General features: G+C 60.1%; 23 protein-coding genes and 1 pseudogene. 5 read left to right on the forward strand and 19 right to left on the reverse strand.

Features of this window, described 5'->3' with window-relative positions; all coding sequences use genetic code 11:
- The first annotated feature begins 225 nt into the window (after positions 1-225).
- Positions 226-1464 carry a cytochrome P450 gene (locus MOV74_RS00650; RefSeq protein ID WP_246916530.1) on the forward strand — a complete coding sequence of 413 codons (1239 nt, stop codon included), beginning with the start codon at positions 226-228 and terminating at the stop codon, positions 1462-1464.
- Between the two features lie 164 nt (positions 1465-1628).
- Here MOV74_RS00650 and MOV74_RS00655 read toward each other — a convergent pair whose 3' ends face one another.
- From MOV74_RS00655 to MOV74_RS00665, 3 genes are all read right to left on the reverse strand, one after another.
- Positions 1629-2975, reverse strand: a complete 1347-nt coding sequence (locus MOV74_RS00655) for an aldehyde dehydrogenase family protein (RefSeq protein WP_246916663.1) — start codon at positions 2973-2975, stop codon at positions 1629-1631.
- A 348-nt stretch (positions 2976-3323) separates the two neighbouring features.
- Positions 3324-4298: an AraC family transcriptional regulator gene (locus MOV74_RS00660; RefSeq protein WP_246916532.1), complete on the reverse strand. Its 975-nt coding sequence runs from the start codon at positions 4296-4298 to the stop codon at positions 3324-3326.
- A 411-nt stretch (positions 4299-4709) separates the two neighbouring features.
- Positions 4710-5972, reverse strand: coding sequence for a cytochrome P450 (locus MOV74_RS00665; protein WP_246916534.1), 1263 nt, complete (start codon positions 5970-5972; stop codon positions 4710-4712).
- Positions 5973-6362: 390 nt separating this feature from the next.
- On the opposite strand from MOV74_RS00665, the gene MOV74_RS00670 reads away from it, so the two are divergent.
- Positions 6363-7364, forward strand: a complete 1002-nt coding sequence (locus MOV74_RS00670; RefSeq protein WP_404979099.1) for an NAD(P)H-quinone oxidoreductase — start codon at positions 6363-6365, stop codon at positions 7362-7364.
- A 433-nt stretch (positions 7365-7797) separates the two neighbouring features.
- On the opposite strand, the gene MOV74_RS00675 is transcribed toward MOV74_RS00670, so the two are convergent.
- The 6 genes and pseudogenes from MOV74_RS00675 to MOV74_RS00700 form a co-directional block, all read right to left on the reverse strand.
- Positions 7798-8925 (reverse strand): acyl-CoA dehydrogenase family protein, encoded by a 1128-nt coding sequence (locus tag MOV74_RS00675; protein ID WP_246916536.1) that lies wholly within the window; start codon positions 8923-8925, stop codon positions 7798-7800.
- 18 nt (positions 8926-8943) lie between these two features.
- Complete coding sequence (locus MOV74_RS00680; RefSeq protein WP_246916538.1) at positions 8944-10146, reverse strand: acyl-CoA dehydrogenase family protein; 1203 nt, start codon at positions 10144-10146, stop codon at positions 8944-8946.
- A 108-nt stretch (positions 10147-10254) separates the two neighbouring features.
- Positions 10255-10854: a 2-hydroxychromene-2-carboxylate isomerase gene (locus MOV74_RS00685; protein ID WP_246916540.1), complete on the reverse strand. Its 600-nt coding sequence runs from the start codon at positions 10852-10854 to the stop codon at positions 10255-10257.
- Positions 10851-11594, reverse strand: a pseudogene (locus tag MOV74_RS00690) (glutathione S-transferase N-terminal domain-containing protein). The gene MOV74_RS00685 and the pseudogene MOV74_RS00690 overlap by 4 nt, the downstream one beginning before the upstream one ends.
- A gap of 182 nt (positions 11595-11776) precedes the next feature.
- The gene (locus tag MOV74_RS00695) at positions 11777-12793 is read right to left on the reverse strand and encodes an NAD(P)-dependent alcohol dehydrogenase (protein WP_246916542.1); all 1017 of its coding nucleotides are present in this window, start codon (positions 12791-12793) and stop codon (positions 11777-11779) included.
- A gap of 149 nt (positions 12794-12942) precedes the next feature.
- Entirely contained in the window at positions 12943-14622 is a 1680-nt protein-coding gene (locus MOV74_RS00700) for a methyl-accepting chemotaxis protein (protein WP_246916544.1), read from the reverse strand.
- Between the two features lie 222 nt (positions 14623-14844).
- Here MOV74_RS00700 and MOV74_RS00705 point away from each other — a divergent pair, with 222 nt between their 5' ends.
- Positions 14845-15219, forward strand: coding sequence for a VOC family protein (locus MOV74_RS00705; RefSeq protein WP_246916546.1), 375 nt, complete (start codon positions 14845-14847; stop codon positions 15217-15219).
- Here MOV74_RS00705 and MOV74_RS00710 read toward each other — a convergent pair.
- Entirely contained in the window at positions 15212-16195 is a 984-nt protein-coding gene (locus MOV74_RS00710) for a quinone oxidoreductase (protein WP_246916549.1), read from the reverse strand. The genes MOV74_RS00705 and MOV74_RS00710 overlap by 8 nt on opposite strands.
- 508 nt (positions 16196-16703) lie before the next feature.
- Here MOV74_RS00710 and MOV74_RS00715 point away from each other — a divergent pair.
- A complete protein-coding gene (locus MOV74_RS00715; RefSeq protein WP_246916551.1) occupies positions 16704-17870 on the forward strand; it encodes an acyl-CoA dehydrogenase family protein in 1167 nt (388 codons plus the stop codon).
- Positions 17871-17954: 84 nt separating this feature from the next.
- Here MOV74_RS00715 and MOV74_RS00720 read toward each other — a convergent pair whose 3' ends face one another.
- From MOV74_RS00720 to MOV74_RS00760, 9 genes are read right to left on the reverse strand one after another with little or no spacing between them, the layout of a single operon-like run.
- On the reverse strand, positions 17955-18422 hold the full coding sequence (locus tag MOV74_RS00720; RefSeq protein WP_246916553.1) for a PaaI family thioesterase: 468 nt from the start codon (positions 18420-18422) through the stop codon (positions 17955-17957).
- 37 nt (positions 18423-18459) lie between these two features.
- Positions 18460-19329, reverse strand: coding sequence for a VOC family protein (locus MOV74_RS00725; RefSeq protein WP_246916555.1), 870 nt, complete (start codon positions 19327-19329; stop codon positions 18460-18462).
- A 20-nt stretch (positions 19330-19349) separates the two neighbouring features.
- Positions 19350-20216, reverse strand: coding sequence for a VOC family protein (locus MOV74_RS00730; RefSeq protein ID WP_246916557.1), 867 nt, complete (start codon positions 20214-20216; stop codon positions 19350-19352).
- Positions 20213-21004: a TetR/AcrR family transcriptional regulator gene (locus tag MOV74_RS00735; protein WP_246916559.1), complete on the reverse strand. Its 792-nt coding sequence runs from the start codon at positions 21002-21004 to the stop codon at positions 20213-20215. Before MOV74_RS00735 ends, MOV74_RS00730 begins: the two co-directional genes overlap by 4 nt.
- Positions 20991-21320 (reverse strand): non-heme iron oxygenase ferredoxin subunit, encoded by a 330-nt coding sequence (locus MOV74_RS00740; RefSeq protein ID WP_246916561.1) that lies wholly within the window; start codon positions 21318-21320, stop codon positions 20991-20993. Before MOV74_RS00740 ends, MOV74_RS00735 begins: the two co-directional genes overlap by 14 nt.
- Entirely contained in the window at positions 21317-22078 is a 762-nt protein-coding gene (locus tag MOV74_RS00745; RefSeq protein WP_246916563.1) for an SDR family NAD(P)-dependent oxidoreductase, read from the reverse strand. Before MOV74_RS00745 ends, MOV74_RS00740 begins: the two co-directional genes overlap by 4 nt.
- Before the next feature lie 27 nt (positions 22079-22105).
- The gene (locus MOV74_RS00750; protein WP_246916565.1) at positions 22106-22594 is read right to left on the reverse strand and encodes an aromatic-ring-hydroxylating dioxygenase subunit beta; all 489 of its coding nucleotides are present in this window, start codon (positions 22592-22594) and stop codon (positions 22106-22108) included.
- A 12-nt stretch (positions 22595-22606) separates the two neighbouring features.
- Positions 22607-23914 (reverse strand): Rieske 2Fe-2S domain-containing protein, encoded by a 1308-nt coding sequence (locus MOV74_RS00755; RefSeq protein WP_246916567.1) that lies wholly within the window; start codon positions 23912-23914, stop codon positions 22607-22609.
- 15 nt (positions 23915-23929) lie between these two features.
- Positions 23930-25138 carry an NAD(P)/FAD-dependent oxidoreductase gene (locus tag MOV74_RS00760; protein WP_246916569.1) on the reverse strand — a complete coding sequence of 403 codons (1209 nt, stop codon included), beginning with the start codon at positions 25136-25138 and terminating at the stop codon, positions 23930-23932.
- Positions 25139-25323: 185 nt separating this feature from the next.
- Here MOV74_RS00760 and MOV74_RS00765 point away from each other — a divergent pair, with 185 nt between their 5' ends.
- Positions 25324-26292, forward strand: a complete 969-nt coding sequence (locus MOV74_RS00765; RefSeq protein WP_246916571.1) for an amidohydrolase family protein — start codon at positions 25324-25326, stop codon at positions 26290-26292.
- Positions 26293-26301 lie beyond the last annotated feature (9 nt).

A 26301-nucleotide genomic window follows, 5' to 3' on the forward strand; every position in this document is an offset into this window, starting at 1 on the left:
CGAGCGAACTGAGACCGCCCGTTTCGCGCCGTTTGCGCCGCAATATTTCCGACGAACAGCCCGACCAGCGCCATAAAGCGGCACTGTTCAACCGCCGGAAAGTCCGCCTTGAATATTTCCTCTCCAATTCTATGATTTGCACGGTCGTGCGATAACATGCCGGGCCAGGCAAGCCGGGCGGCCGACCACGCACCTTCGGCCCCTCTCAACCACTTGGAAACCCAAATGCCAGTCGCAAACGTAGACGATGCAATTGCCGATCCCCATACGTACGCGGATCCGAGCGCCTACCACCAGCTATTCCGCACTTTGAGAAGTGAAGACCCAATCCGTTGGACCGAACCCTCCGCCTGCCGCCCGTTCTGGACTGTGAGCAAGCATGCGGATATCCTCGACATCGAAAAGCAATCCGACCTGTTTGCGAATGCACCTCGAACGCTGCTCCGCACGCGCGAGCAAGAGGAGCAGGTTCGCAAATTGACGGGATCGGTGCAGGCGGTCCGTACGCTCGTGCATATGGACGAGCCGGATCACCGCCTGTATCGGCAGCTCACGCAGGCCTGGTTTATGCCCGCGAAGCTACGTTCGTTGGAGGAAGGCCTCGCCAGGCTGGCCTCGGAATTCGTAGACAGAATGGCCGCAAAGGGCTCTGAATGCGACTTCGCTCGCGATATCGCGATGTGGTACCCCCTGCGCGTGATCATGATGATCCTTGGCGTCCCTCCTGAAGATGAGGCGCTGATGCTTCGGCTGACGCAGGAGCACTTCGGCGGTGCCGATCCGGACGTGAACAAGGACGGAAAGAAAGATGCAACCAGTGCGGTACGCGGCTTCTTCGAGTACTTCAAGAACCTGACGGACGAGCGACGCAAGGCGCCGGGGGACGATCTCGCCAGTCTACTCGCCAATGCCGAGATCGACGGCAAGCCGATCAGCGATTTCGATCGTAGCTCCTATTACTTCCTTATAGCGACTGCCGGCCATGATACGACGAGTTCATCCCTCTCCGGGCTGCTCCTCGCGCTGCTTGAGCATCCCGACCAACTGGCCAGGCTCCGAAGCGATCCGTCGCTCATCCCGTCGGCGGTCGATGAGGGAATACGCTGGGTGACGCCGGTGAAGCACTTCTTCCGGACATCCACGGCCGACTGCACCTTCCGGGGACAGAAGTTCAAGAACGGGGACTCCTTGATGCTCTGCTACTGGTCCGGCAACCGCGACGAAGACGCTTTCGTGGATCCCTTCTCATTCCGCATCGATCGTACCCCCAACCGTCACCTCGCATTCGGCTACGGCATTCATCTTTGCCTGGGTCAGATGCTGGCAAAGATGGAGATCCGCGCCCTGTTGAAGGAAATCGTCGCGAGGGTCGGACAGCTCGAACTGAATGGAAAGCCTGAGTGGCTGGTTACCAATTTCGTTGGAGGGCTGAAGAGCCTGCCGATTTCATACCGGATGAATTGAACGGATTTAGCAAAGAGAAAGCCGCCGAACAGGTTCGGCGGCGTTCTTTTGTGGTCACGGCAGGATAATCAGCTTCTTTAAGTTGGGCCGATCGGAATAGAGACGTTGTCAAGGGTCGCCAGAGCGAGTCGAGCGAGCTCTTGGGAAGCGGGCCGCGCCGGCGGTCACGACGCCATGTTGATGACCTGCAGTTGGGTAAATTCCGCCAGGCCATCTTCGGCCAGCTCCGCCCCTATGCCGGACTGCTTGGCGCCCCCGAATGGAATTTCCAGCGCCATATCCGCATGCTTGTTCACCCAAACCGTACCTGCCTCCACGCGCTTGGCCAGCTCATACGCCCGATCTGGCAGGGCGCACCAGATGGACGCTCCCAAGCCGTATGGCGAGGCGTTGGCACGCGCCACTGCATCTTCTGGGTCGGTATAGCGGATCACCGGTAGCACCGGACCGAACTGCTCGCCATCCACCAACTCCGTGCCTTCAGCGATGTCGCGAACGATAGTCGGATAGATAAAGTACCCCGGTCCAGCGAAGGGCCTGTCGCCCGCGATCACTTTGCCCTGCCCTTTGGCTTGCGCAATGATCGCAAGCACTCTCTCGTATTGTGACTTGTTCTGCATCGGCCCCAACTGCGTTCCTTGCGCAAGACCATCGCCAACGATGGCGTCCCGGGCAAGATTGGCCAATTCGTCGCACATCGCATCGTAGATCTTGTCGTGAACATACAGACGCTTGATGCCGATGCAAATTTGACCGTTGTTGGTGAAGGCGCCCTGGAAGAGCTTCGGCGCGGTCTGCTTCGGGTCGACGTCATCCAGGACGATTGCGGCGTCGTTACCACCCAACTCAAGCGTGATGCGCTTCAGCGTCGAGGCCGCTCCCTGCATCACCTTCGCGCCGGTGGCGGTTGACCCCGTGAACGAAATCTTGCGCACATCAGGATGGGCCGTAAGCCAGGCCCCCAGGTCGTTGGTGCCGGAGATGACATTGATCACACCTGGCGGCAATGCTTCGCTGATCAGCTCGCCCAGCTTGAGCGTGGAAAGCGGGGTAGATGGCGCCGGCTTGAGCACGACGGTATTGCCCGTGATGAGGGCGGGAGCAACCTTCATGGCCATCAAGATAAGGGGAAAATTCCAGGGCACGATCGCGCCTACCACGCCCAAAGGCCGCCGGTGCAACTCGACCCTTCGGCCTTCGCTTTTGACGCTCCGCATCGGTAAGTCAAGGTTGGTAAAGTTGCGAAAGAACGTCGCCGCGCCCATCACTTCTCGCGTGGCATCGGCCAACGGCTTGCCCTGCTCCTGGGTCAGCAAACGCGCCAGCTCGGCGGCATTGTTCTGAATAATGTCAGAAACAGCCCGAACCGCCTCCTTGCGCTTTCCGATCGGGGTCTGGCTCCACGCCGCGAAGGCATGCTTGGCCGCAGCCACGGCGTCATCAAGTTCAGTCCGCGAGGCGACAGGACACTTCGCGAGCACCTGCTCGGTCGCCGGGTTGATGACATCCATAGTCTCACGCGTTAAGACCGGTTGTCCGCCGATGAGAAGACTAAAAGCCACGACATCCTCCGCTCAATATGGGTGTGGTCGCGCCTGGCTGGAGATGAAAGACCAGTGTAAGGGCGCCCCAAGAAGGCAGAGCCCAGATCCGTCGAAGACACCCGGACCGGTCCGGCCTCCAGTGCTGAATGGCATAGCTCTTACCCGCCTGCCCCAGGGTCGTTAAGACGATCGTTTATTCTCTCGCGACCATCAAGTCCGGTGCGTGCGTGCATAAGTTTGTGCAAGAGATGCAATCGTTGCGCATGGTGGCGCAAGCCGCTGGAAGCTTCCTGGGCATCCGACAGAATTCGCGGTTTATCGGTCGGGTGTCGCGGTGCCCCATTGCCGCGGACTCATTCCATATTGCGCGCGGAACAAGCGCGCAAAGTGTGATGGATCCGCAAAACCAAGATCGTAGGCGATCCTGGTGACTGTGGCGTCCGTCAGACTTGCATTGCGCAGGCGGCGCGCCGCTTCCTTCAATCTCTGCTCCCGGACGTATCCCATGGGAGTCTCGCCTACCTGGCCGAACAGATTGTACAAGGCGCGACGCGAGACCCCAATTGCATGTCCGATGTCTTCCGGTCTCAGTGCAGGATTACTCAACTGAGCCGCGACCAACTCCTTTGCACGCCTCAGCTTCGCCGGCAGAACGTCCGGCTTGCCCTTGTCCCGATATGTCGGGGCAGACTTGTTGAGGACAGAGTCCAATAGATCGACCAGCAACAATTCGAATGACTGCTGGGCCCGCAGACTGAGCTCGGTGGACCGCTCCAGCAACTCGGTCAGCATCGCCGCAGCCATGTCACCATCTTCGCACGGCGATAGGAGACGACCGCCCTCCCCGATGAGATCCGCCCACGCGCCGACGTGCCGTTCAGGCAACATGATCCCGATGCACCGTCCGCCGTCCCGCACCCCGAATTCGCAAGGGGATGTCGCTTTGACCAGCACCCAACGGCCGGCGGTCAGATCGATCACGTTGTGCGACTGAGCGAGGCTCGCGGCGCCCTTTGCCAGCCAAAGCGCAAAATACCGATGCTTCGCGCATCCCTCCACGTAAAAGCCACGCTGTCCCTGCCTAAAGCCGGACTGACGCACATGCATGTCCACCAGCGTGGTATCGGCGATTGCGTCGAAGCGAGCGCTCAAGGAAAGCCGCCCGGTTCGCTGCGCAAATCGTGCACCGACAAAGTGCGGAGATATGGCTTCGAACCAATCGTCTGGAGAGGCAAACGATCGATAGCCGGGATGGAAGGGCTCGATCGGCGTTCCGAACGTCAGAGGCATCTCCGGCTCAGCACCAGCAGACCAAGGCCAAATGTGGCAAGGCTCGTTCGGAGCTTGTCTTGCTTCCAGGTCCCGCGAATCCGTCCGCCTCGAGGCCAGGTCGCCTTCCATACGACTCCCTCCCTTCAACCCTCGCGAAACCGATTGGTTGGCCGGTTCTCATGCCGAACCTGTTATTGCCATACAATTTGCACATTCGTGCGGTTATGGTCAATAGGGAGCCCTGCCGAGATTGTCGCAGCGGGGAACGACGGACCTTCCAGTCTTATGCTCCTGCCCGATTGTGCGAACGCTGCAACCGTTTGCGGCGAACGCCGGCCGCGGCGCCGCCCAGTCCGCCGGTTGGGCTTGTAGATTCGCTGCGGTCCCGCCCCCGAGCTTTTCCGCAGCTCCTCTCAAAACACAGCGATATCAGTCCGCGCTTCGGCGGAGCCTGTAGCGGATGGGCAGGCGCTTCAGGCCGGTGATCAGGTTCGCTTTGATCCAGTCCGGATCTCCGTCAAGCTCGATGTGCTCGAGGCGAGACAGCAATTCACGGTATAGCGCCTTCATCTCCATCTTGGCCAGATGCATGCCCAGGCATAGATGGGGGCCGTAGCCAAACGCCACGTGACGGTTCGGAGTGCGATCCACCTTGAATGCAAACGGCTCGGGAAACACCTCCTCGTCGCGGTTTGCCGAAGGATAGCTCAACATCAAGGAGTCGCCCGCCTTGATATGCTTTCCGCGCAGGACATAGTCCTCGGTCGCCGTCCTAAAGAAGTGCGTGACAGGAGACACCCAGCGCAACATCTCCTCGATAGCCGCCGGGAGCAAATCAACGTTATTCCTCAGCTTGGCGAGTTCTGCGGGGTTTTTCAACAATGCAAGCAGTCCGCCTGCAACGGTCGAGCTTGTCGTATCATGCCCGGCCGTTGCTATGATGAAGTAGTAGGATGACGCCTGAAATTCACCGATATCCTTGCCGTCCAGCTTGGCATTGGCGATGACGGTCGCCAGGTCATCGGTGGGATTTTTGCGCCGCTCTGCCGAGAGCACGCCAAAATACCGGAAGAACTCCTGGATCGCCGCCTGACGCGACGCGACGCCGCTAAGAGCGCCGCTCATCTCGGAATCGAACGATCCCGTTACGGCCTTGGTCCACGCAAGCATCTTTTGATCGTCCTCGCGAGGGACGCCAAGGATCTGCATGATGACGCGAAGCGGATACCAGACGCCGACGCTATTTACGAAATCGCAGGATCCGTTCAGTTCGTCCATCTTGTCGACGAATTCCGTTGCCAGGCTTGCAAGATTGCCTTCCAGCTTGCGAAGGTTTGGCGGCATAAACCACGACTGAGCAATCGCACGGTGAGGTCGATGCTCCGGATCGTCCATGTTGACGAGCATCCGAAGCGGGTTGGTGCTTCCCTTCCCCGAGCCGGCGCGCACCTTCTCCTCTTCCTCGATTGATACGAGGTTCAGTCGCGGCCAGTTGATGAACTTGTCGTTTTGGCGCTCGATCTCCAGCACATCGTGATATTTCGATACCAACCAGAACGGCCGATAGCCTTCGGGCTCGGTCCAGCGCACCGGCTCTTCGGATCGCAGCTTGGTGAAGATCTCCTCGTAAGCCTCCGGCGCAGCGTAGGTTTGGGGATCGACGATGATGTCGTCCAGCCGTCGCGGTTGCATATGGTCCCTTCCTATTTTCGGGTATGACTAGCCCAAAGGGACAGGTCCTACCGGCGTACTCGTGCAAAACTTCGTGCCGGCAGTGCAATTCCTCACAACGGCCCCGGTCCCGGCATGCTCCTGGCAGGCCATTTTCGCACGATCGTGCTATTTTTCTTGTCAACATTCGAACGATCGAATACTTCTCGTCATTGCTGCTGTGTCGTCCCTTCCATTTGGAGTGGTCAAGGAGGCCTATCGGTTCCTCAGCGACCGGGGCGGATCGTCTGGTCAAGACTGCCGTTGAGCCACGCCGATATCGATCGTCGCCCGATTGAGCGATAGCAAGTGAAGCCGCAGCCATCAGCCTCCAGAAGGCTGGTCTTGCCCAGGGTGAATGAAAGGACCGACGTGCCTAAGCTCCCCCCGACCATGCTTGCAGTGAGGGCCCCCGTCCCGGGTGGTCCCGAGGCACTCTTGATCGAAGAATGTCCGATTCCCCTGCCAGGCCCGCACGAGGTTCTGATCAGGGTGGCCGCAGCCGGATTGAACAGGGGCGACATCGCGCAGCGACGCGGTCACTACCCGCCTCCCGCCGGTGCAAGCGACATCTTGGGCTTGGAGGTCGCGGGCGAAATCGTTGCCAGGGGAAACCGCGTCTCGCGATTCAGCCTCGGCGCCAACGTGATGTCGCTGGTTTCGGGAGGCGGCTATGCACAGTACTGCCTGGCTCACGAAGCTCACAGTTTCGCCGTTCCTTCACGGCTCGCCGTGCTGGCGGCCGCGGCGGTGCCTGAAGCCTTCATGACGGTCTGGCACAACGTTTTTCAACGAGGCCGTCTGCAAGCCGGGGAAACGTTGCTCGTGCATGGAGGCGCTTCGGGAATCGGGGTCACCGCGATTCAGCTTGCCAAGGCATTTGGAGCGACGGTCATCGTCACGGCCGGTTCGGGGAAGCGATGCGACATCTGCCGGGAACTCGGCGCGGACGTCGCAATCGACTACAAGAATGACGATTTCGTGCTTGAGGTGCTGCACGCGACCAACGGAGCGGGCGCCAACGTCATCCTGGATATGGTCGGCGGGGAGAACATCGAGAAGAATTTCGAGGCAGCCGCCGTTGAAGGACGTATCGTACAGATCGGATTCATGGATTCGCCGGTCGCCAAAGCCAGCTTCCGCACCCTGATGCTCAAACGTCTCGTCTACACCGGCTCCACACTTCGGCCGCGATCGGTGGAAGACAAGGCTCGCCTGGCCCATGCGGTGGAGACGAACGCCATCCCCTTCCTTCGGCAAGGAACTTTCAAACCGGTGATCGACCGGAACTTTTCGCTGCATCAGGTCGTCGAGGCCCATCGGCACATGGAAAGCGGCCGGCACATCGGCAAGATCGTGCTAGAGGTCGGCTAAAGTTGGAGCTGCGCGTTCAAAAGCACCACTCTATCGGCCGAATTTTTATCTTTCGCCTGACCAACTCGCTTTCGAGCTCGCCGGCCCGCTTCTTCACCGCCTCACCGTGAGCAAAGACGAGCTTTACGCCCCTATTCAAAAGCGCACGATCTAGATCCACCTGCTTTCGGATAGATTCATAGTGCGCGACGAGACTCTCGTCATTCAACTTTGTGGACACGACGCAAGTCCCCTATTCGAGGTCTCGTGGGAGCCAGAGAAGCTCCTGCGCAACGGCAAAGCGAGGTGCCGGTCGACCGGCTTCTGCCAGACCAACGGAGGGGCAAAGCGACCGCAACTGACGAACGCAGGAGCCTCCTTGCTTCAGGGCTCCTGTCGCACAAAAGAGATCATCCCGACTTGCCGCACGTGGAAGCCCTCGCGGCTTGCGCCACTATGCTGCCAGGAGCTTGGCATTGCGCTCGATAAGACGCACGATCTCTTCACGTTGCGTCCGCGGCGCTCCGAGCAATTCGGCGTTGGCGCGCGCCCGTTTGTAATACAAGTGGTTCGGCATCTCCCAAGTGAACCCGATCGCGCCGAAAACCTGGATATTGCGGTGGGTTGCATCCCGATAGGCCTCGCTTGCGTAGCTTTGGGCCATCGCGCAGGCCAGATCGACGCGCCCGTCGTCCTCGGTCAGCGCCCACGCGGCATAGTGCACGCCGGCGGTTGCGCATTCGCTGATGCCCGCCACCTCGGCCAACTGGTGCTTGATCGCCTGGAAGGAGCCGATCGGACGGCCGAAGGCGACGCGCTCCTTGGCGTAAGCGACGGCATCCGCAAGAGCCTTCTCCGTTCCCGCGGCGCTTTCGGCCGCAAGGAGTAGATACAGACGATTGCGGATCCAGCCCCATGTCTCGGGGGCGGTTTCCTCGAGCAGCTCGCCACGCGCGCCGTTGAGCCGAAGAGAGCAGACCTGCCTCGTCGGATCTCGCCAGTCCAGAACCTCGACGGCGACGCCTTTTGCGTTCCTGTCAATCAAGAAAAACTTGTCGTCGGCACCGATCTTGGCCATGACGACGATCTTGTCGGCGGACTGTGCATCGACCACGAACGATCTGCTGCCCGATAGGAGATAGGATTCGCCGTCCTTGAGAGCCGTGGCGTCGGATTGATCTGCTGCGATCGATCCGTCGGAGTTCGAAACGGCCAGTGCCAGCTTCAACCTGCCGGCAGCCACTTCGCCCAGCAGCTCTGCCTTTTGCTTTTCGTTGCCTGCCCGCTCGATCGCCCAGGCGCCGGCGAGCGTGCCGAACAAGGGTGCAGCGGCCAGGGTCCGGCCCATTTCGCCAACGATCATGATGAGATCGATATAGGTCATTCCGAGGCCGCCGAAGCGTTCGGGAATGACGATGCCCGGCCATCCCAGCTCGACGATCTTCGGCCAAAGCTGATCGTATCCGGATTGCTCCACAGTCGCGCCCGGTACCAACAATTTCGCGAGGCTGGCCTCCTTGGCAAGGAAGTTCCGTGCCACGTCCCGAAGGGCCTCGTTTTCCTCGCTGAGCGTAAAATTCATGGTGAATACTCCTTATCCTCAGCTCGCGGCTTTGAGCGGTGTGCGCGCGCTCTCGTCGAAGGGTACTCTGGCGGTCGGATCGACATCGCGAGGCAAACCCAACATCCGCTCTGATACCGCGTTTTTGAGGATCTCCTGAGTACCGACGCCGAGCGTCGCAGCAGGGGCGAACCAGTAAGAGTAGTCCCAATTGCTGAAGAGCCCGTAATTGCCCTTCGGCAACGGCAACACGTCTGGCTTTCGGACCATTCCTTCCGGGCCTTGCGTTCGTTTGGCGAGGTCCGACAGCCGTTGTCCATGTGGTGAAGCCAACATCTTCCCGACGTTCGCTTCAAGACCCGCCGGCTTGCCGTTGATGCGGTTGCTGAGGTTGCGGTAGGTCAGTAGCCTCAGCAGTTCCCCCTCGACGTAGAGTTTCGCCGCTTCGTCGCGAACCAGTGGATCTTTGATCTTTCCCGTCTCCATCAATCCTGTCATGAGTTCGCGCGCGGTGGGACCAAAGCCCCACACCGCCCCCGGCTTCGTCATGCCCATGCGTTCCGTCTGCAGCTGTTCCAACACGATCCGCCATCCGTCTCCTTCCCTTCCGAGAAGTCGATCAGCCGGCACGCGGACATCCGACAGGAAGACCTCATTGTATTCTGGCTCTTCCCCCGTCATATCGACGATGGGCCTGACCTCCACGCCTGGAGTTTTCATGTCAATGAGGAAGACCGACATGCCCTTATGTTTGGGTACGCTCGGATCCGTGCGGGCGATCAAAACGCCCAGCTTCGCCTTGTTGGCGACCGAATTCCAGGTCTTCTGACCGTTGATCACATAGTGATCACCCTCCTTCCGAGCCGTCGTTCTGATCGCACCCAGATCCGATCCACCAGATGGCTCGCTGAAGAGCATGCACCACTTGGCTTCACATGCGAGCGCCGACGGCAGAAACTTCTGCCTCTGCTCCTCGGTCCCGTGGGTCAGAAGTGATTGTCCACACTGATTGACCGCGATCGAATTGACCTTCATCGGGTGCACCACACCGGCGCGCTCAATCTCCTGGTCGATAATGAGCTGCAACTCAGGCTCGGCACTCAGCCCCCAGGGAGCAGGCCAATGCGGCACGACGTATCCCTGCTTGGCCATTTGAGCATAGGTCGGATTGGGATTCGCCTCGAACCATTTCCGCACCTCAACGCGTCGAGGATCATCCTCCGCCGGCAGATTGAAATCCATCGCTCGTCTCCTCTACGCCTCGTGGGCCGGAGTCTACCTCACCGGCCGGCTCTCTTTTCGCACGATCGTGCGATTATCGCAACTGGGAAAATGCCCTTCTCCGGTCTTTTACCCCCGGCGGGCCAGCGCCTCGCGAACCAGAGCCAACCTGTCGTTGCCGAAGTACATATCCGTACCGCCGACGAATATGGTCGGCGAGCCGAAGCCGCCACGCTCCATCAGCTCGGCAGTATTGGCCTTGAGCTCATCCTTGATTTCCGGCCTGGCGATGCCGGCGAAGAACTCGTTCGGCTCGATCCCCACTCTCGCGCAGATATCACTCAAGACATTATCCTGAGCGATATCCTGGTCGAAACCCCAGTAGGCTTCGAACGTTGCGCGTGCGAACGGCACCGCCTTCTCCTTGCCGACCCATATGCAGCCACGCATGGCCTTGACGCTGTTCACAGGAAAAACGGCGGGATGCCATTTGATGGCAAGGCCGGCCGCACGGGCCCAATCGCCGATATCCTTCTTCAGGTAGTTCGTCTTCGCTGGAATCGGATTGTCGCGCCTGGCGTACACCGACGGATTAATGGTATTGAAGACGGCGCCCACCAGGATAGGCCGCCAAACGATGTCGACGCCGAACTCCCTCGCCAGCGGCTGAATGTTATGAAATGCGAGATAAGTGAAGGGACTGGAACAGTCGAAGAAGAATTCGATCATTCGGCCTGAGTTCCTCTACCTTTTCGAAGTACACCGTCGCCTCTGCTGGTGAGCAGTTGCTTGGCGCGCTCACCGAAGATATTGCGGCGCGCCTCTTCGTCGAGCGGTTCCTTGACAGATTTCCCCACGGCAAGCCCTGCCTGCACTTGGCTTCTGGCTCTTACCTCAGCGTACCACCGCTTTACGGCCGGAAAGTCATCGAGCGTGAACCCTTGCGCCTAGTGGGTCATGGCCCAGGGGAAACAAGCAATATCCGCGATCGAATAATCGCCGGCGACATACTCACCCGTTACAGCAAGCTGGCGATCGAGCACACCGTACAGCCTGGCTGCCTCGTCGCGATATCTGTCGATGGCATAGGGGATCTTCTCAGGCGCGTAGAGGGCGAAATGACCGTGCTGGCCAAGCATCGGTCCGAAGCCGCTCATTTGCCACAACACCCACTGAACGACGCCGGAGCGGCCTCTCGCGGTGCAAGGCAGCAATTGACCCGCCTTCTCGGCGAGATAGATCAGTATTGCCCCGCTCTCAAACACCGATAGCGGGTCTCCGCCGTCGCTTGGCGCGTGATCCACGATGGCCGGAATCCGGTTGTTCGGGCTGATTTTCAAAAACCCTGGTTCGAACTGGCCGCCACCGCGCAGGTCGACCGGAAGCACCCGGTATGGGAACCGAAGCTCCTCGAGCATGATCGAGATCTTCCACCCGTTTGGCGTAGGCGCGAAGTAAAGGTCTATCAATCGGTCAAGCTCCCCTACCGGAATTCGGCTCCGCCCGACGCGGGTCGTCCAACAACCCCTGATGACAGATGCCGAAGATCGGTTCGTGCACGTCGTCATATGCTCGAGCTTCGCGGAAGCATTCTGCTGTCTTCGCTCGTTGCGTCGAGTGCCGGATCATCAGTTCAACCCTTCAGCTGGGCTCATCCCACGGAGATGGCCACTTTTCCGAAGTGTTTCCCGGAAGCCATGTAGTTGAACGCTTCCTTTGCTGCCTCAAAGGGGAAGATCCTGTCGACGACGGGCCGCATCTTGTTGTTTGAAACGGCGGCGACCATTCTGCGAAGATCATCGACGGACCCCACAGTCACGCCCTGGATGCGCTGTTGCTGCATGACGATGAGAGGCAAACGGAGCTCGCTCGCTGCGCCGCCCGCGAGGACCCCGATAAGGGCGATCGCGCCCCCGATCCGCGTCGCTCGTATCGATTCGTTCAATGTCCCAACGCCGCCCACTTCGACGACCAGATCGACGCCGCGGGCGTTTGTCATCTCTCGCGCGAGCTTGCCCCATTCAGGCACTTTCTTGTAGTTCACGGTCTGGGTTGCTCCCATCGCCTTCAACTTGGCCAGCTTCTCTTCGCTGGAAGAGGTCGCAATTACCTGCGCTCCCGAAAACTTGGCAAACTGAAGCGCAAAGAGCGAGACGCCGCCCGTTCCCTGGGTGAGAACGACGTCTGCCGGGCCGATCCCGCCGAATTTTGCCACTGCGCACCAGGCGGTTAGAGCTGCACATGGCAAGGACGCCGCCTCCGGGTCGGATAGATGCATCGGTGCAGCCACGAGGCTGCTCTCTGCGAAAACGCGGTATTCCGCGAGGACGCCCTCGACGGAGCCGCCCAATGCGCGCGACAGCTTTTCCGCCGTCGGATCGCCGCCGAGCCAACTCTCGAAGAAGCTGGCTATCACCCGGTCTCCGGGGCGAAACTTCGTGATGCCTTGCCCCACTTCTTCCACTACGCCAACAGAATCAGACAAAGGCACGAGGGGGAACTTCTGACGCGAGCCATATCCACCCTTGACAGTGAGAAGATCCCGATAGTTCAACGTCACAGCGCGGATGCGAACCAGTACATCGTACGGTCCGCAGGCGGGCACCGGCCTATCCACAAGTCGCAGGCCAGAGATTCCGGAGGCATCCTGTAGCTCGTAAGCCTTCAATCCCGTTCCTCCTATCTGACCCCCGGCGCACGAATAAATCGGCCCGGCCCATGCATTACCGCACGATCGTGCGATTTTACATGGTTCAAGGAACGAAGCAAGCGGGACCTCGCGCATCACGAGCCTCGGCAAGCGCGGCTCGCCTTCCCTCAGGCCGCGCGAACGGCGGTCAGGAATTCCTCCACGACGCCTTTCAACCTGTCGCTCTCCTTGGACAGGAGCTGAGCTGCCGACAGGACCTGATTGGAAGCCTCCCCTGTCCGCGCGGCGCCCTGGCTCGCCTCTGAGATGCTTCTCGATACGTTGCCGCTGCAGGCCGCCGCGTATTGAACGTTCCTGGCGATTTCCCGCGTCGCGGCGCCCTGCTCCTCAATCGCCGCGGCGATTGCTGAAGACGTCTCAGACATTCGACCTATCGTGGCGCCAACTTGGCTGATCGTACGCACTGAATTTTCGGTCGCAGCCTGCATCTCGGATATCTGCGCCGCAATTTCCTCGGTCGCCTTGGATGTCTGGGAGGCAAGCGCCTTGACCTCGGAGGCCACGACTGCAAAGCCTCGACCGGCCTCTCCCGCCCTGGCGGCCTCGATCGTGGCATTGAGAGCCAAGAGATTGGTTTGCTCGGACACGGCGCCTATCATACGGACGACGTCGCCAATCCGCGCCGCGGCCGCAACCAGGGTCGAGATGCTCACATCGGTATCCTTCGCCTGGCGCACGGCCTCCTGAGCGATCGCATTCGACTCCTGGACCTGCCTGCCGATCTCTGAGACGGAGGAACCGATCTCTACCGTAGCGCCGGCAACCGAGCCGATGTTGGCCGACACCTCCTTGGATGCATCGGCCGCGCCTTCGGAACCAGCCTGCGTGACAGCGGCATTTGATTTGAGCGTACCGGCAGCCCCCTCCAGATCGACAGATGAAGATGTCAGAGAGCGAACGACCTCTCCAATTGTGCTCTCGAACGCGACCGTAACGCGCTCGATCCTGGCGGACCGCTGCAGTTCGGCCCGGGAACTCGCTAACGCCGCATCATCGGCCGCCTTCTTTTCCTTCAGCGCATCTCTAAAGATCCCCAGGGCATCTGCGATAACTCCGATTTCCGTCCGCTCTCCCTGATGAGGGATCCCAACCGTGAAATCGCCACCACTTAACGCTCGCATCGGAGCAATCACCGAAGCGATGCCACGCGACACATCTCGCGTCAGCGTAAATGCCGTCATCAAACCGGTGATGATCGTCAAGATGAGCCCGGCCAAGACCCAGCGATAGGCCGAGGTGTAAGTATCGGCTGCCGCCCGCCCAGCTTGCTCAGCTCCACGATTGTTGAATGCAACGATCTTCGCGAGAAATTCGTCCGCCTTCAAAGCCGAAGGAGATATCTTCCCATGAAGGTCCCGCGCCGCCGGTTCATTTCCTTTTCGCGACGCAACCAAAACCTCTTGCGTGCCAGCGTAGTAGTTGAGCCAAGCAGCCTTGAACTGATCATAAAGCGATCTCTCCTCACCCTCAGACAACATGGGCTCGTAAGCATCGAAGGTCGTCTGCAAAGACGCCATCAGGAGGTCGAAATTCTTGTCCATGGCGGTTTTCCCGGCAGCGTCAACCGCCAGGATATGGGCCCTCACTACGCCGCGATAGGTCAGCGTCCAAGCCCTCAATTCGCCGGCCAGCCTGACACGCTGAAGCCAGCGCGTCTCGATGTCGATCGTACGCTGGTTGATGTGCTCCATCTGCCGAATGGAGAACAGCCCCAGGCCTGCTGCCACGGCCACAATCACGCAGAAGGCGCTCACGATCTTTGTTCGGATCGATAGCTTAGTGAACATCTCTTGCCCCCAAACAAGCGGCCGCGGCCGGCATATCCCAGCTGCTTTATTGGTCATCCGTCGTGAATTTCAGGTAAATTATTCGTACGACCGTGCAATTAAGGAGAGATTGCAGCTCCCGCGCCGCACGATCGTGCAGAATGAGATGGATTTGCCCCGATGCGGTGCTAGAATGACGCCGCCGCAGAATGCGTGAAGTACCTACTGCAAGGGATCGTTCCGATGAACACCATCCGGATCATGGTGCCGGTCGAGAAGATCGAGAAGACGATTTGGTTCTACACGGATGGGCTCGGTCTTGAGGAAGAGCCTCGCGCCGACGGGGTCAAGGTGTTTACGGTGGCCGGGCAGCAGCGTATCGAATTGGTGACTCTTCCGGGAGCGCTGGCGGAGACGCGTACGAACATCCGATTTCACGTTCACGGCATCCAGGAATGCCTTCGATATCTCGTCTCGAGCGGTCACTTGTCTCGCACCGCAGCAAGCGCACCTTGGACGCGCGAGTACGAGATGGACATCACCGACCCTGCTGGGAATGTGATCACATTGCTTGACGCGGACCGGCCGGCTCCGAAATCGGGGAAATGCCCTAATTAACCAGAAGGACCGTCGATCCGGCTGCTTTCCGTTGCTCCACTTCGTGATGCGCCGCGGCGGCCTCGCGTAGCGGATAGCTGCCCCTCAACGTGATCTTCACCGCTCCGCTTCGTACCACATCGAACAGGTCATGAGCGGTCGCAAGGAGGCTCGCTCGGTCCGACGTGTACGCACTGAGGCTCGGTCGCGTGACGAAGAGAGATCCCTTCGATTGGAGCAGGCCGAGATCCATCGGTCCGACCGGACCGGACGCCTGCCCGTAGAGAACGGCGAGGCCCCGGGGCTGGATACAGTCCAGCGATTTCAAGAAAGTTGCCGCGCCAAGGCTATCGAATACGACCGGAACCTTGGCTCCGCCGGTAATTTCTACCACCCGACTCTCGAAATTCTCCTGCGTGTATACAATCACATGATCGCAACCGTGCTCTTGCGCCAGCGAAACCTTGTCAGTCGAGCTGACCGTCCCGATAACTCGCGCTCCGAGATGCTTTAGCCACTGGCAGGCTATCAGTCCGACCCCGGAGGTCGCCGCGTGGAAAAGAACCGTATCTCCGGCCCTCGTGTTGTGAATCCGTTTCACGAGGACCTGGGCGGTCATGCCCTTCAGCATCATGGCCGCGGCTTGTTCGAAGGCGACCTCGTCTGGAAGTCTTACTGCCAGGTGAGCCGGAATCACGCGTCGCTCCGCATAGGCGCCTGCACCGCCACCTGCATAGGCGATCCGGTCACCGACGGCCAGATCCGTGACCCCGGGTCCGACTGCCTCAATCATGCCGGCCCCCTCGTTGCCTAAACCGCCGGGCAGTTGAATGGGTATCGGCGAGCGCCCCCGCCGCTGCGAGATATCCATGAAGTTCACGCCGACGGCGACGTGCCGGACGAGAATTTCACTGCGACCGGGCGAGCCGAAATCGCAAAGCTCCCACCGCATGACCTCCGGACCGCCATGCTCGTACACTCTTATCGCGTGCGTCATTCGCTTCTTCCGGATCGCAAATTGTCAACCTGCTGGCGCCAGTACCGTCCGCCGCGGCAGATGGACATCGTCCAGCAAGCTCGCCCCGGCGATGCACGACGCCGGCCCCCAAAGCTCCAGCAACGTCGATATCCATAGACGCCATCGCGGCTGCGCCAGATCCCTCCTCGCGACAGGCCGAGGGCCATTGTCCTGCAACCTCGCCGCCTGACCAGCGACCTCGATATGCGATTCGAAAGCGCCGGTGCCGAGCACAGCGGCGCCCCTCCATCTCGATAAACTGACGGAGAGGGCTTGGCAGCTGGTTGGCGTACCGTGCGCCTGAGGGCTCAAAGGCATCTACTTTCCCGACGCGTCTTCGATTTGCTTAGCTATCCACATTTCGCACGATCGTACAACTCCTCCATTCCGCTTGCGGCCGGTTGCCAAGTGCAAAAAGCCGTATTATCGATCTTCGCACATTCGTGCGATTTGTTCTGCAACATCACCCCTCTCCGCGAGGCGCCCCATGTCCATAGATTCCGAAACCTTCTCGCTGCTGCGCGACACCGTCGCACGGTTCGTCGCCGAGCGCCTCATTCCGCGGGAGCGCGAGATAGCGAGCCTTGAGCGCCCGCCGGCGGACCTCCTGCAGGAGGTCCGGGATATCGGTCTTTTCGGCCTAACCTATCCCGAGGAGTATGGCGGCCTCGGCGTCGATGCGTTGCAGGAGGTGCTGATCGGTTTCGAGCTTGGACGGGCCAGCCCCGCCATGCGGAATTTCATCAGCATCCACAACGGCGTGGCCGGTCAATGCCTCCGCCACGCCGGAACCTCCGGGCAGAAGGAACGCTATATGAGCCGGCTCGCCAGTGGCGAACTGATTGCCGCCTTCGCACTCACAGAGCCTGACGTCGGTTCGGATGCAAAGGCGGTGAAGACCACGGCCAAACGGTCGGTCCAGGGCTGGACGATCAACGGACGGAAGCGCTTCATATCCAATGCGAACTTCGCAGGTCTCTTTACGGTATTTGCCCGGACGACGGACGAGACCGGAAAGACTTCATTGAGCGGGTTTCTGGTCGAACCCGGCACCCGCGGCATGGAGATCGGCAAGCCGGAGCGCAAGATGGGGCAACATGGAGCGCCTATATGCGATGTCGTCTTCGAGGATTGCCACGTGGAGGATGATGCTCTCCTGGGCGGAAAGCCCGGGGTCGGTCTCGACGCAGCGATGAAGGGGCTCGATAGAGGAAGACTGTTCATCGCCGCTTGCTGCGTCGGTCTGGCCTACCGCCTGATCGAGAATGCGACCGACTACGCCAACGGACGGCAACAGTTCGGCGTTCCGATATCGCGCCATCAGCTCGTGCAGGCCATGCTCGCTGACTCCCTTACCGAAGCGTTCGCCGCACGAGGGATGGTGGAGACTGCTGCGCGAAAGGCGGTGGCCGGCGAGCGGATCACCTGCGAGGCATCGATGTGCAAGCTTTTCGCCACCGAAATGGTCGGCCGAGTGGCAGACCGAGCTGTTCAGGTGCATGGCGGTAACGGATATATCGCGGATTACATGGTCGAGCAGCTCTACCGTGACGTAAGAGTGCTGCGCATCTACGAGGGCACCAGCCAGATCCAGCAGGTCATCATCGCCAAAGATCTAGCGGCAAGGCGCACGCGAGGCGAGACACTGTTTTGACAACGTCGGGGCGCAGGCGGTTTAGAGGTGCGCATCGTCCCTCTTCGCCGCTTGCCTCCATGACCCTCGCGGAAGGGGAGATTGTCACTTCAACGCCTTCGGTACATCGCGAGATCGGTCGGCGGGAACCATCTTGTAGACTCCGCTCGCGCGGAGCAGCGGAACCCCGCCGCTTACCGCCAGTCCCTGAATGAAGAACAGGGTCTTGGAGCGCTTCAACACCGTCGCCTGTCCTTCGACCCAAGAGCCCTTTGCGCCGGACGCAAGAAAGTCCATGGACAGGCTCACCGTCAGCAAGAATTGGCTTTCCAAGCCTCCTTCTCGCATCGCCGTCAACGGCATCTGCATGTCGAGAAAGGTACCTAGCCATCCGCCGTGGCAAACACCGACGGGATTGCAATGCGCTGACGAAACGCAAAACCCCAAGGTGGAATCGGAGAGCCGCAAATAGAGTGGCCCATTCCGATCGGCGAAAGCACCCGCGTTCCGGACGGTAACGAACCCGTCCGGAACATCTCCGTTTTGCTCGCTCGTCGTCGAAGAAGATTGCATGCTTCGATCCGTCTCCTTCGCGGCAGCCGCTACAGAGCTAGTTTTTGGGCGGCATCGGAATGCCTGCGCCGATCCGTTTCGATCCCCACATGCAGATGCTCGTCGGCTCGAACGCGAAGCTTCGCGGACGATGCGTCTCCTCGTCCTCGATCTCGTCCACCCCGACAGAATACTCGAACGTCATGCCGTCCGGACCGGTGAAATAGAGAAAGCGCGCTCCTGACGTGGGGTGTCGGCCAGGCCCGAAGATGATGGGTACGTTCTTCTCGCTCAGGAAGTAGTACGACTTCAGAACATCGTCGTTCGTCGCGACCTGGTGGTTCACGTGCTGAATCCCGGGCCGGGTCGCAGGGGCAAGCGCGAGCGTATGATGTATCGCGTTTACGCGAAGCAACGCCAGATCTCCAATCCGGTCGCTCACCCTGGCATTGCAGACCTGGGTCCAGAACCTCTCGTCCCGGACCGGGTTCGTCGTGTTCAACCCTATGTGGCTGAATCCCGTGATCCCGACGTCCCTGGTCGGGAAATACCGGCGACCACTCAGATCTGGGCGCACCACCAATTCGATGCTGTTGCCCGTCGGATCCTTGAATCCGATGAATGCCTTCACCATCCGCGAAGCGCATTCTTCCGCTGTCCCGGCATGCACAGCGTGACCCAGGGTTTCCAATGTGGCGGCAGCCGCCTGCAGCTGTTCCTCGCTTTCAACCTCGAAACCGACAGTCTGCTCCTCCGGATTGCCATCCGAATAGTAAAGTGTATGGGCGCGCTCGTCCGACCGAAGATAAACGCCTTTTTTGCTTCGATCCGACACCTCCAGTCCGAGACAGCTCGTGGCGAACTTTTCGGCCGACTCCAGGTCCGCCGTGCCCAGCCTGACGTAGGTGATCTCCTTCAGCTCGATCATTCGAACCTCCTCTTTCCCGGTTAGATCGTGGACGCGCGGAGTTCTGGAACGTCCGCGCAGTGGCTTCCCCAAAGGCACAACGACTCGTTTCGCAGGTTGAATTGACGCGGTCTGCGGCCACCGACATTGTCCATCCCATGGACATACGAGAACATGAGGTTGTCCGGTCCTTGGAAGCGGATGAAAGTCTGTCCCGAGGCGGTCTCGCGGCCCGGGCCCTGCAGCACCTTGATTTGACGCTCCTTGAGGAAGTAGTTGGCCTGCATCACGCAATCGAAGCTCTCGACGTCGAATGCGACGTCCAGGATGCCATTGCGTTTAGACGGATAGAGCACCACCCTGTGGTGCCGGTCGTCGATCTGAAGATATGTGATGTCGCCCGCCCTGTCGCTCACGCGCGCGTTCAGCACTTCGGTCCAGAACTTCAGGTCCTGCGAAAGCGCGACGGTTCGCAGGCCCACCCCCTGGAAACCGGTGATTCCGGCATCCCGCGACGGGAAGTAGCGACGCCCGCTTTGCGCGGGCCGCGCGACGATATCGATCTCGTTGTCCGATCCGTCTTGCGTGATCAATGCGCGTCGCACATGACGACGCTTGCACTCATCCGCATCGGCCTCGCGAACTGGATATCCTGCCGCTGCGAGCAACTCCTTGGCTGTATGGAAGTCGGCCTCGTCCGTCAGCTCGAGCCCCAGGCTTTGCCGATCGGGAGAGCCCTCCGTAAGGCAGACGCGATGGCACATGCTGTCTGAGCGGAACGCGGCTTCGCCATGGGCACCCCCTACCGGTTCGAGCCCGACCGTTTCCTTGGCAAAGCGCGCACTCTCCGCCAGGTTCGAGACCCCAAGACGCACATAGCAGACCTGGGCGATGGAGATATTCTTCATGGCCGCTCCTTCGTCTTTTTCCGTCGCCCGATGCCGGCCGTCCGCGTCATTGCGAGGGCCACGACAGGCGCGTTTCGGCATCCGGGGTCATCGTCGGCGCGATCCGGCGCGGCATAAACTCTCGCCAATTGCTCTGCCGCGAGCCGGGTCGAAAGATAGGCTTTGACCATATCGGTCCATACGCGAACCAAATGCTCACGCCGAGCCGGATCGTCATCGATAAGACGCCGCATCACGAAGCCGCGGACGATGCCAAGTGTTAGCGCGAGGATGTCGCTCGCAATGTCGTTGGGTAGTCCTCTGGCCTCCAACGCTGCGATCCAGGTTTTTTCGACGAAGAACCGGGATCGCCGGGACGATTTCCGGACGAATTTCCGCAACTCTCCGTCGGCCTCGCCGAAAACGAGACCCATTTCGATAAAGAACCCCTTGCCGAAGAAGAAATCCGAAGCGTCCGCGACGATCGCCGCGATGATGGCGTCGGGATCCGGCGCACGCCGGGCAAACCGAGCGCGCTGGTTGCTCATTTCGGTGGAGCGCTCGTTAACGTGCTGGAAGGCTGCAACCACCAGATTGCGCTTGGTCGGAAAATGATGCAATTGAGCTCCGACCGAGACGCCGGCTTCTTTGGCCACGTCGCCCGTCCTCAACCCTGCCGTTCCCTTGCGCGCCATGATGCGGACCGCAGCATCCAGGATGAGCTTCTGAGTGGCCTGCGACCGCTCCGCCTGAGTACGTTTCCCGCCGGATCGGCTCGCCTGACGCTTCTTCCGCTCAATAGCAGACATAGACGTCTCCATCGACGACTTCCACTGGAAAGGTCTTAAGCGCGATACTGCACGGTGACGTCAACGCGGCCCCCGTCCGGACATCGAACGTTCCGAAGTGCCAACTGCATTCGACCACGTGGCCCGAAAGCAAGCCCTCCTCGGAAAGTGACGCCTCGCCATGCGTGCAGGTGTCGGAAGTGGCGTAGATCGTCTCGCCCACCCTGTACAGGGCCACCCGCTGACCGTCTGGCAGATCGACGCCCTTGATGTCTCCCTCGTTCAACTCGACAGATTGACAGATCTTCACACGATTGCCGGTCTCGGCGGAACTCATAGCATCGTGCTCCCACCGTTGACGCTGATGACCTGGCCCGTGACGAAGGACGCTTCCGGCGAGGCCAGGTACGCGACCATGGATGCGACCTCTTCCATCTCGGCAGGGCGGGCCATCGGTATGACGTCGAGATATTTCCGCATCGACTCTGGCGCGCTCGCCATGGCCTTCTTCACGTTCTCCGTCGCCACCATACAAGGGGCCACGACGTTGAAAGTAATGCCCTCGGCAGCAAACTCCCGGGCAAGGCCGGTGGTCATTCCATGAACCCCGCCCTTCGCGGCATTGTACCCCGCGTGGTTCCACAAACCGTTCCGGATGGAGTCTGCGCCGACGCTGACGACGCGGCCGTATTTCTTCTTCCGCATCTCGGGCAGGGCGTAGTAGGTACTCCATACCGCCGTCCAAAGATTGCGGTCGACGGTGGTGCGCAGAGTTTCTGGCGTATGTTCGAGAAACGGACGAAGAATTCCCCCGCCCGCGTTGCTGACCAGAATGTCGATCGTACCCAGATTCTTCAACGCCGATTCGACCATTGACTCGACGATGGCTTCTTTCGACAGATCGCCGGCGAACGCCACCGGCCTCGGTCGACCAGCCGTTGCGAAGCGATCCGCCGCCGATCGAATGCCCGCCTCGTCAACATCTGCAATGAGCAGCCTTGCGCCTTCGCTCTGTAGCCGCTCCGCAATCGCAAATCCGATGTTCTGCGCGGCACCCGTCACGATCGCCGCCATTCCTTCCAGTTTTTGGGACAATTGGTTGCTCCAGTTGATGTGTCGGGCTTAGAGCACGATGCTGATGCGGCCGGCTGGCCGCAGCGCATCCGCATCCAGAACACATCGCTTGCTCTTGATCTTGAAGCTCCCATCATGTGGCATCAGTCGATAGGCGCTGCTGCCCAGATAGAGATCGGTGACCCCGTCTTTGCTGCGATAGGTCGTGAACACGGCCGAAACATCGATGTCATGGTCGGAACGCGACTTGAGGCGGACGTTTCCGACGATGTGACGTGTCTTCGAGTGAGGAAACTCCACGTGAGCCGTTCGCTTCATGAGGCGCTTGACGCGCTCGCCGAGCCGAAAACGGTCATCCGCAATATAGAACAAGCTGGTGTCAGGATTGGCGCCGGCCGGCAGATCCATGCAGGGAACTTGGTATTCGGCGTCCTCCGTGAAGAGTTCGAGCCATTCCGGCAGCCGCCACTGGTCCAGCAGATCGGCTTCATGGAAGAGAAAATCCTCAACATCCGCGCGGGTCACTTCGGTTGTCATTGTCGTTCCTCCTCAAGCTGCAACCGATGACTTCTGCGGAACGGGTGCCGGGAACATCATCCGATTCCATTGCGTCCAGAACGCGCGCATCTGGAGCTCGTCGCGATGTAGCGGCCTGTCGGTATTCATTCCCTTCGAGATGTCGTTCCAGGGCACATCCTTGAAATTGGAGAAGCCCCGCTGACAATGCTCGAGTGCTTCCGCGTCGTCAGGCGTCGCGAATCCCCCGGGCCCGAGAAATTCGAGAAAGTTCTGCAGACGATACTTGCTCAGCCATTCGCTCTCTCCCTGCGGGGCCAAAGACCACGAGGAGACCTGCATGTAGTCAGGGGCCGACGGATAGTAGGTCCTGACGGTGACCGCCATGATGTCGTTGATGACGAGATTGGGGAAGATGAACAGGTTGCGATTGAGCTTTGCGATGCGCGTGGCCCGCTGCTGTCCTACCCGGCTAGCAAGTTCAGCAAAGATGCTGTCAAGCTCGGCACGCCCCTTCTCGCCCCAGGCCGCGATCCAATGAGCAACAGGTCGTCCCCAGGGCGCGGGATACTCGATCACGGCGTGCCCGTTTCCGAGGTCGTAGCCATATCCTGGAGGACGGGTGGCCGGATCGCCGATCGGCGCTCCCGTCGTTCCGCCGAGATAGTCAAAATAGGACGCATGCGTCGTCGTCGCATGATAGCCATCGACGCTGTTCTCGGTCAGGAGCTTCCAATTGGCCCTGATCGAATATTCTTGCGTACCCGGCGTGATCGACATGCTGCGACTGGTCTGATCGCAAATCAGATTGATGTATTCTTTCGCGCCAGCCAAGTAGTCGGAAAGCGGCATGATGTTGCGATCGAACGAGACGAAATAGAGATCGCGATAGGATTCGAAGCGCGGAACCGGCGTCATGTGCGAGGTTTCGCGCGTCTTGAAGTCCTCATTGTAGCCCTCTTCGCCGGGCTGGCTCCGCAACTTGCCGTCAAGGCCGAAAATCCAGCCATGATAAAAGCACTGGAAGGATTTTGTGCTCCCCTTCTTTTCCCGGCAGACCTGCATGCCACGATGGGGGCATGTGTTGAGAATTGCGCGCGGCTCGCCCTTCGCATCGCGTGTGAACAGGATACCGCGGCCGGCGACGTTACGGGTAACGAAATCGCCCGCCTTGGAGATTTCGGAGCCATGTCCCAGATACAGCCAGCTACGCTCGAAGATCCGCTCCCTCTCGGCGGCGAGGATCTCCGGATCGACAAAATTTCTTCTTGCCACCTTGAAGATATTTTTCGACTGATCGACGAGAATGGCAGGCTCGTTTGGAGTGGCGGTCGCGTTCATGTCTTTCTCCTTTAGTCAGGATACGAGTGCTCGCTTGAGATCAAAGGTCGGGTTTTCGAGATCGCTCCGTGATGGGCGCTTGCGCATACTCACCAATCGCCGAAGTACGGCCATGTCCTTCGGCGAATTGATCGTGGCGCCGCCGACAACCTCGCCGTCGCGGAGACCGATGACGCAGAATTTGGGACCCTCAGTGTTGCCGCGAACGATCTCCTCGACGCCGTTCAAGGTGCCAACTACCTGAAGGTTCACGTCGTACTGGTCCGTCCAGAACCACGGCGTCGGCTCGTAACATTGCTCCAGACCGATCATTGACTTGGCGACGGCCGCAGCCTGATCCTGAGCGTTCGCCCAGTTCTCTATCCGCATCCACCGTTCGTTGAACCGGCTCCACTGCAGCGCAACGTCTCCCGCTGCGTAGATTCCCGGGATGTCCGTCGCGCCGGCAGAATCGACCCGGATGCCGGACTCGGAAGGCAAGCCGAGCGCGCGGGCCAGATCGAGCGAGGGCTCAACCCCTATTCCGATCAGGATCAGATCTGCCGCGCAGAACGTATCGTCCGATAATCGAACTCCACCTTCGACATTGGCGACCGCCGTCTTTCCCAAAATGAACGACACACCCCGGTCGGCGTGCAGCCGCCGAAAAAAAGCGCTGATGGTCGACGATCCCACCTGCGCAAAGACGTCCGCTGCCGCTTCGACGACGGTGACTGGGCAACCGCGCGACACGGCAGCGGCAGCAACCTCGAGGCCAATCACCCCGCCTCCGACAAGAAGCACGCGCTCCCCTGCGGCCATCCTGTTCCGCAACGCGATCGAGTCGTCGATGTCCCTGAGGTAAGCGACGGGAACCGGTCCAACCTCCAAGGTGGTCAGGCGCCTCGGCCGCGTACCGGTCGCCAGCAAAACTTTGTCGAACCGAAACTCCCGACCATCCTGCAGCGCCAGAACGCGACGTTCCGGATCGCACGCGACCGCATTCGCTCCGACTTGGAGGTCGACGTCGATTTCAGCCCACTGTTCAGACGACCGGATAAACTTTGGAGCGGCTCCGTCGACCAACATGGATTTTGACAGCTGTGGCCTCTCGTAAGGCAGATGCCTTTCGCCCCCGATCAATGTGATGGGCCCGGCGAATTGTGCAGCGCGCAAAGCCTCCGCGGCCCGGCCACCCGCTTGCCCCGCTCCGATGATTGTTATGGATCGCTGACCGTCAGACAATTAAGACCTCCCGGTCTTGGCATCGCGCTATTCGCACGATCGTTCAAATTCTCGTTGACAAATGCATATAGACGGTCCAACCAGAATGTAAAGACGGGAAATGAAAAACCGTCTGACCGCACGGTAACTGGTGTGGAGGCAGCAAGGCTCCTTCCAGGCCGCTCGATGACCCCCGGAGGGCGGGAATGCAAAAGATCGACGTCCATACGCACGTTGTCCCGGACGTCCTGCCGGCCGATGCGGCCAAGAGCGAGGCGTGGCCAAGCATCGAGATCCGCGGGCACGATGACGCTGCGGTGATGGTCCGGGGCAAGGTCTTCCGGGCGATCGATTCACGCTCCTGGGACGTCGATCGACGCATCAAGGACATGCAGAACGACGGCGTCGACGTCCAGGTCCTTTCGCCGATGCCGGAATTGCTTTCGCATTGGCTTCCGACCGAGGAAGCCGACCATCTGTGCGGCATCATGAACGCGAAGATCGCCAGGATGATTTCCGCTAAACCGGACAGGTTCCGCGGCATCGGAATGGTACCGATGCAGGACGCCGAACTTGCGGCAAGACGGCTCCACGATGTCCGCTCGCACGGCCTGCTTGGAATCGAGATCGGCACTCACATCAACGGGACCCCGCTGGGGGACGAACGATTGCACCCGGTCTATGCGGCGGCCGAAGAACTCGGACTGGTCGTGTTCGTCCACCCGCTGCATCCGACCGGCTTGGAGCGCATCGGCGGAAAGAGGGAATTCGCCGCCATCTCGGCCTTCCCCCTCGAAACCGCCTACGCGGCAGTGTCCCTGATCGGCGGCAGGATTTTTGAACGATTTCCCAAACTGCGGGTGCTGCTCAGCCACGGCGGAGGCGCCACCGCCTGGATCTTTCCAAGAATCGATTTCGCCTGCTCGGCGGGCAGCCTCCTGAGGGAATATCTTCCCGAAGCTGCGGCGATGACAGTGAAACGCTTCTGGTACGACACCATCACCTACGACAACGAGGCCTTGTCCTATCTTGCCTCACGCGTGGGGAGAAATCGGCTCGTCGTCGGCTCCGACTACCCGTTTCTGATCCGGCAGCCCAGACCCGCGGCCTTCGCGCAAGCCGCCCTTCCTCAAGTCGATTTCGCCGCGAACACCGCTGCGCTGTTCGGCCTATGATCGAGCGGA

The organism is Bradyrhizobium sp. SHOUNA76 (assembly GCF_023006445.1).
Lineage (GTDB): Bacteria > Pseudomonadota > Alphaproteobacteria > Rhizobiales > Xanthobacteraceae > Bradyrhizobium.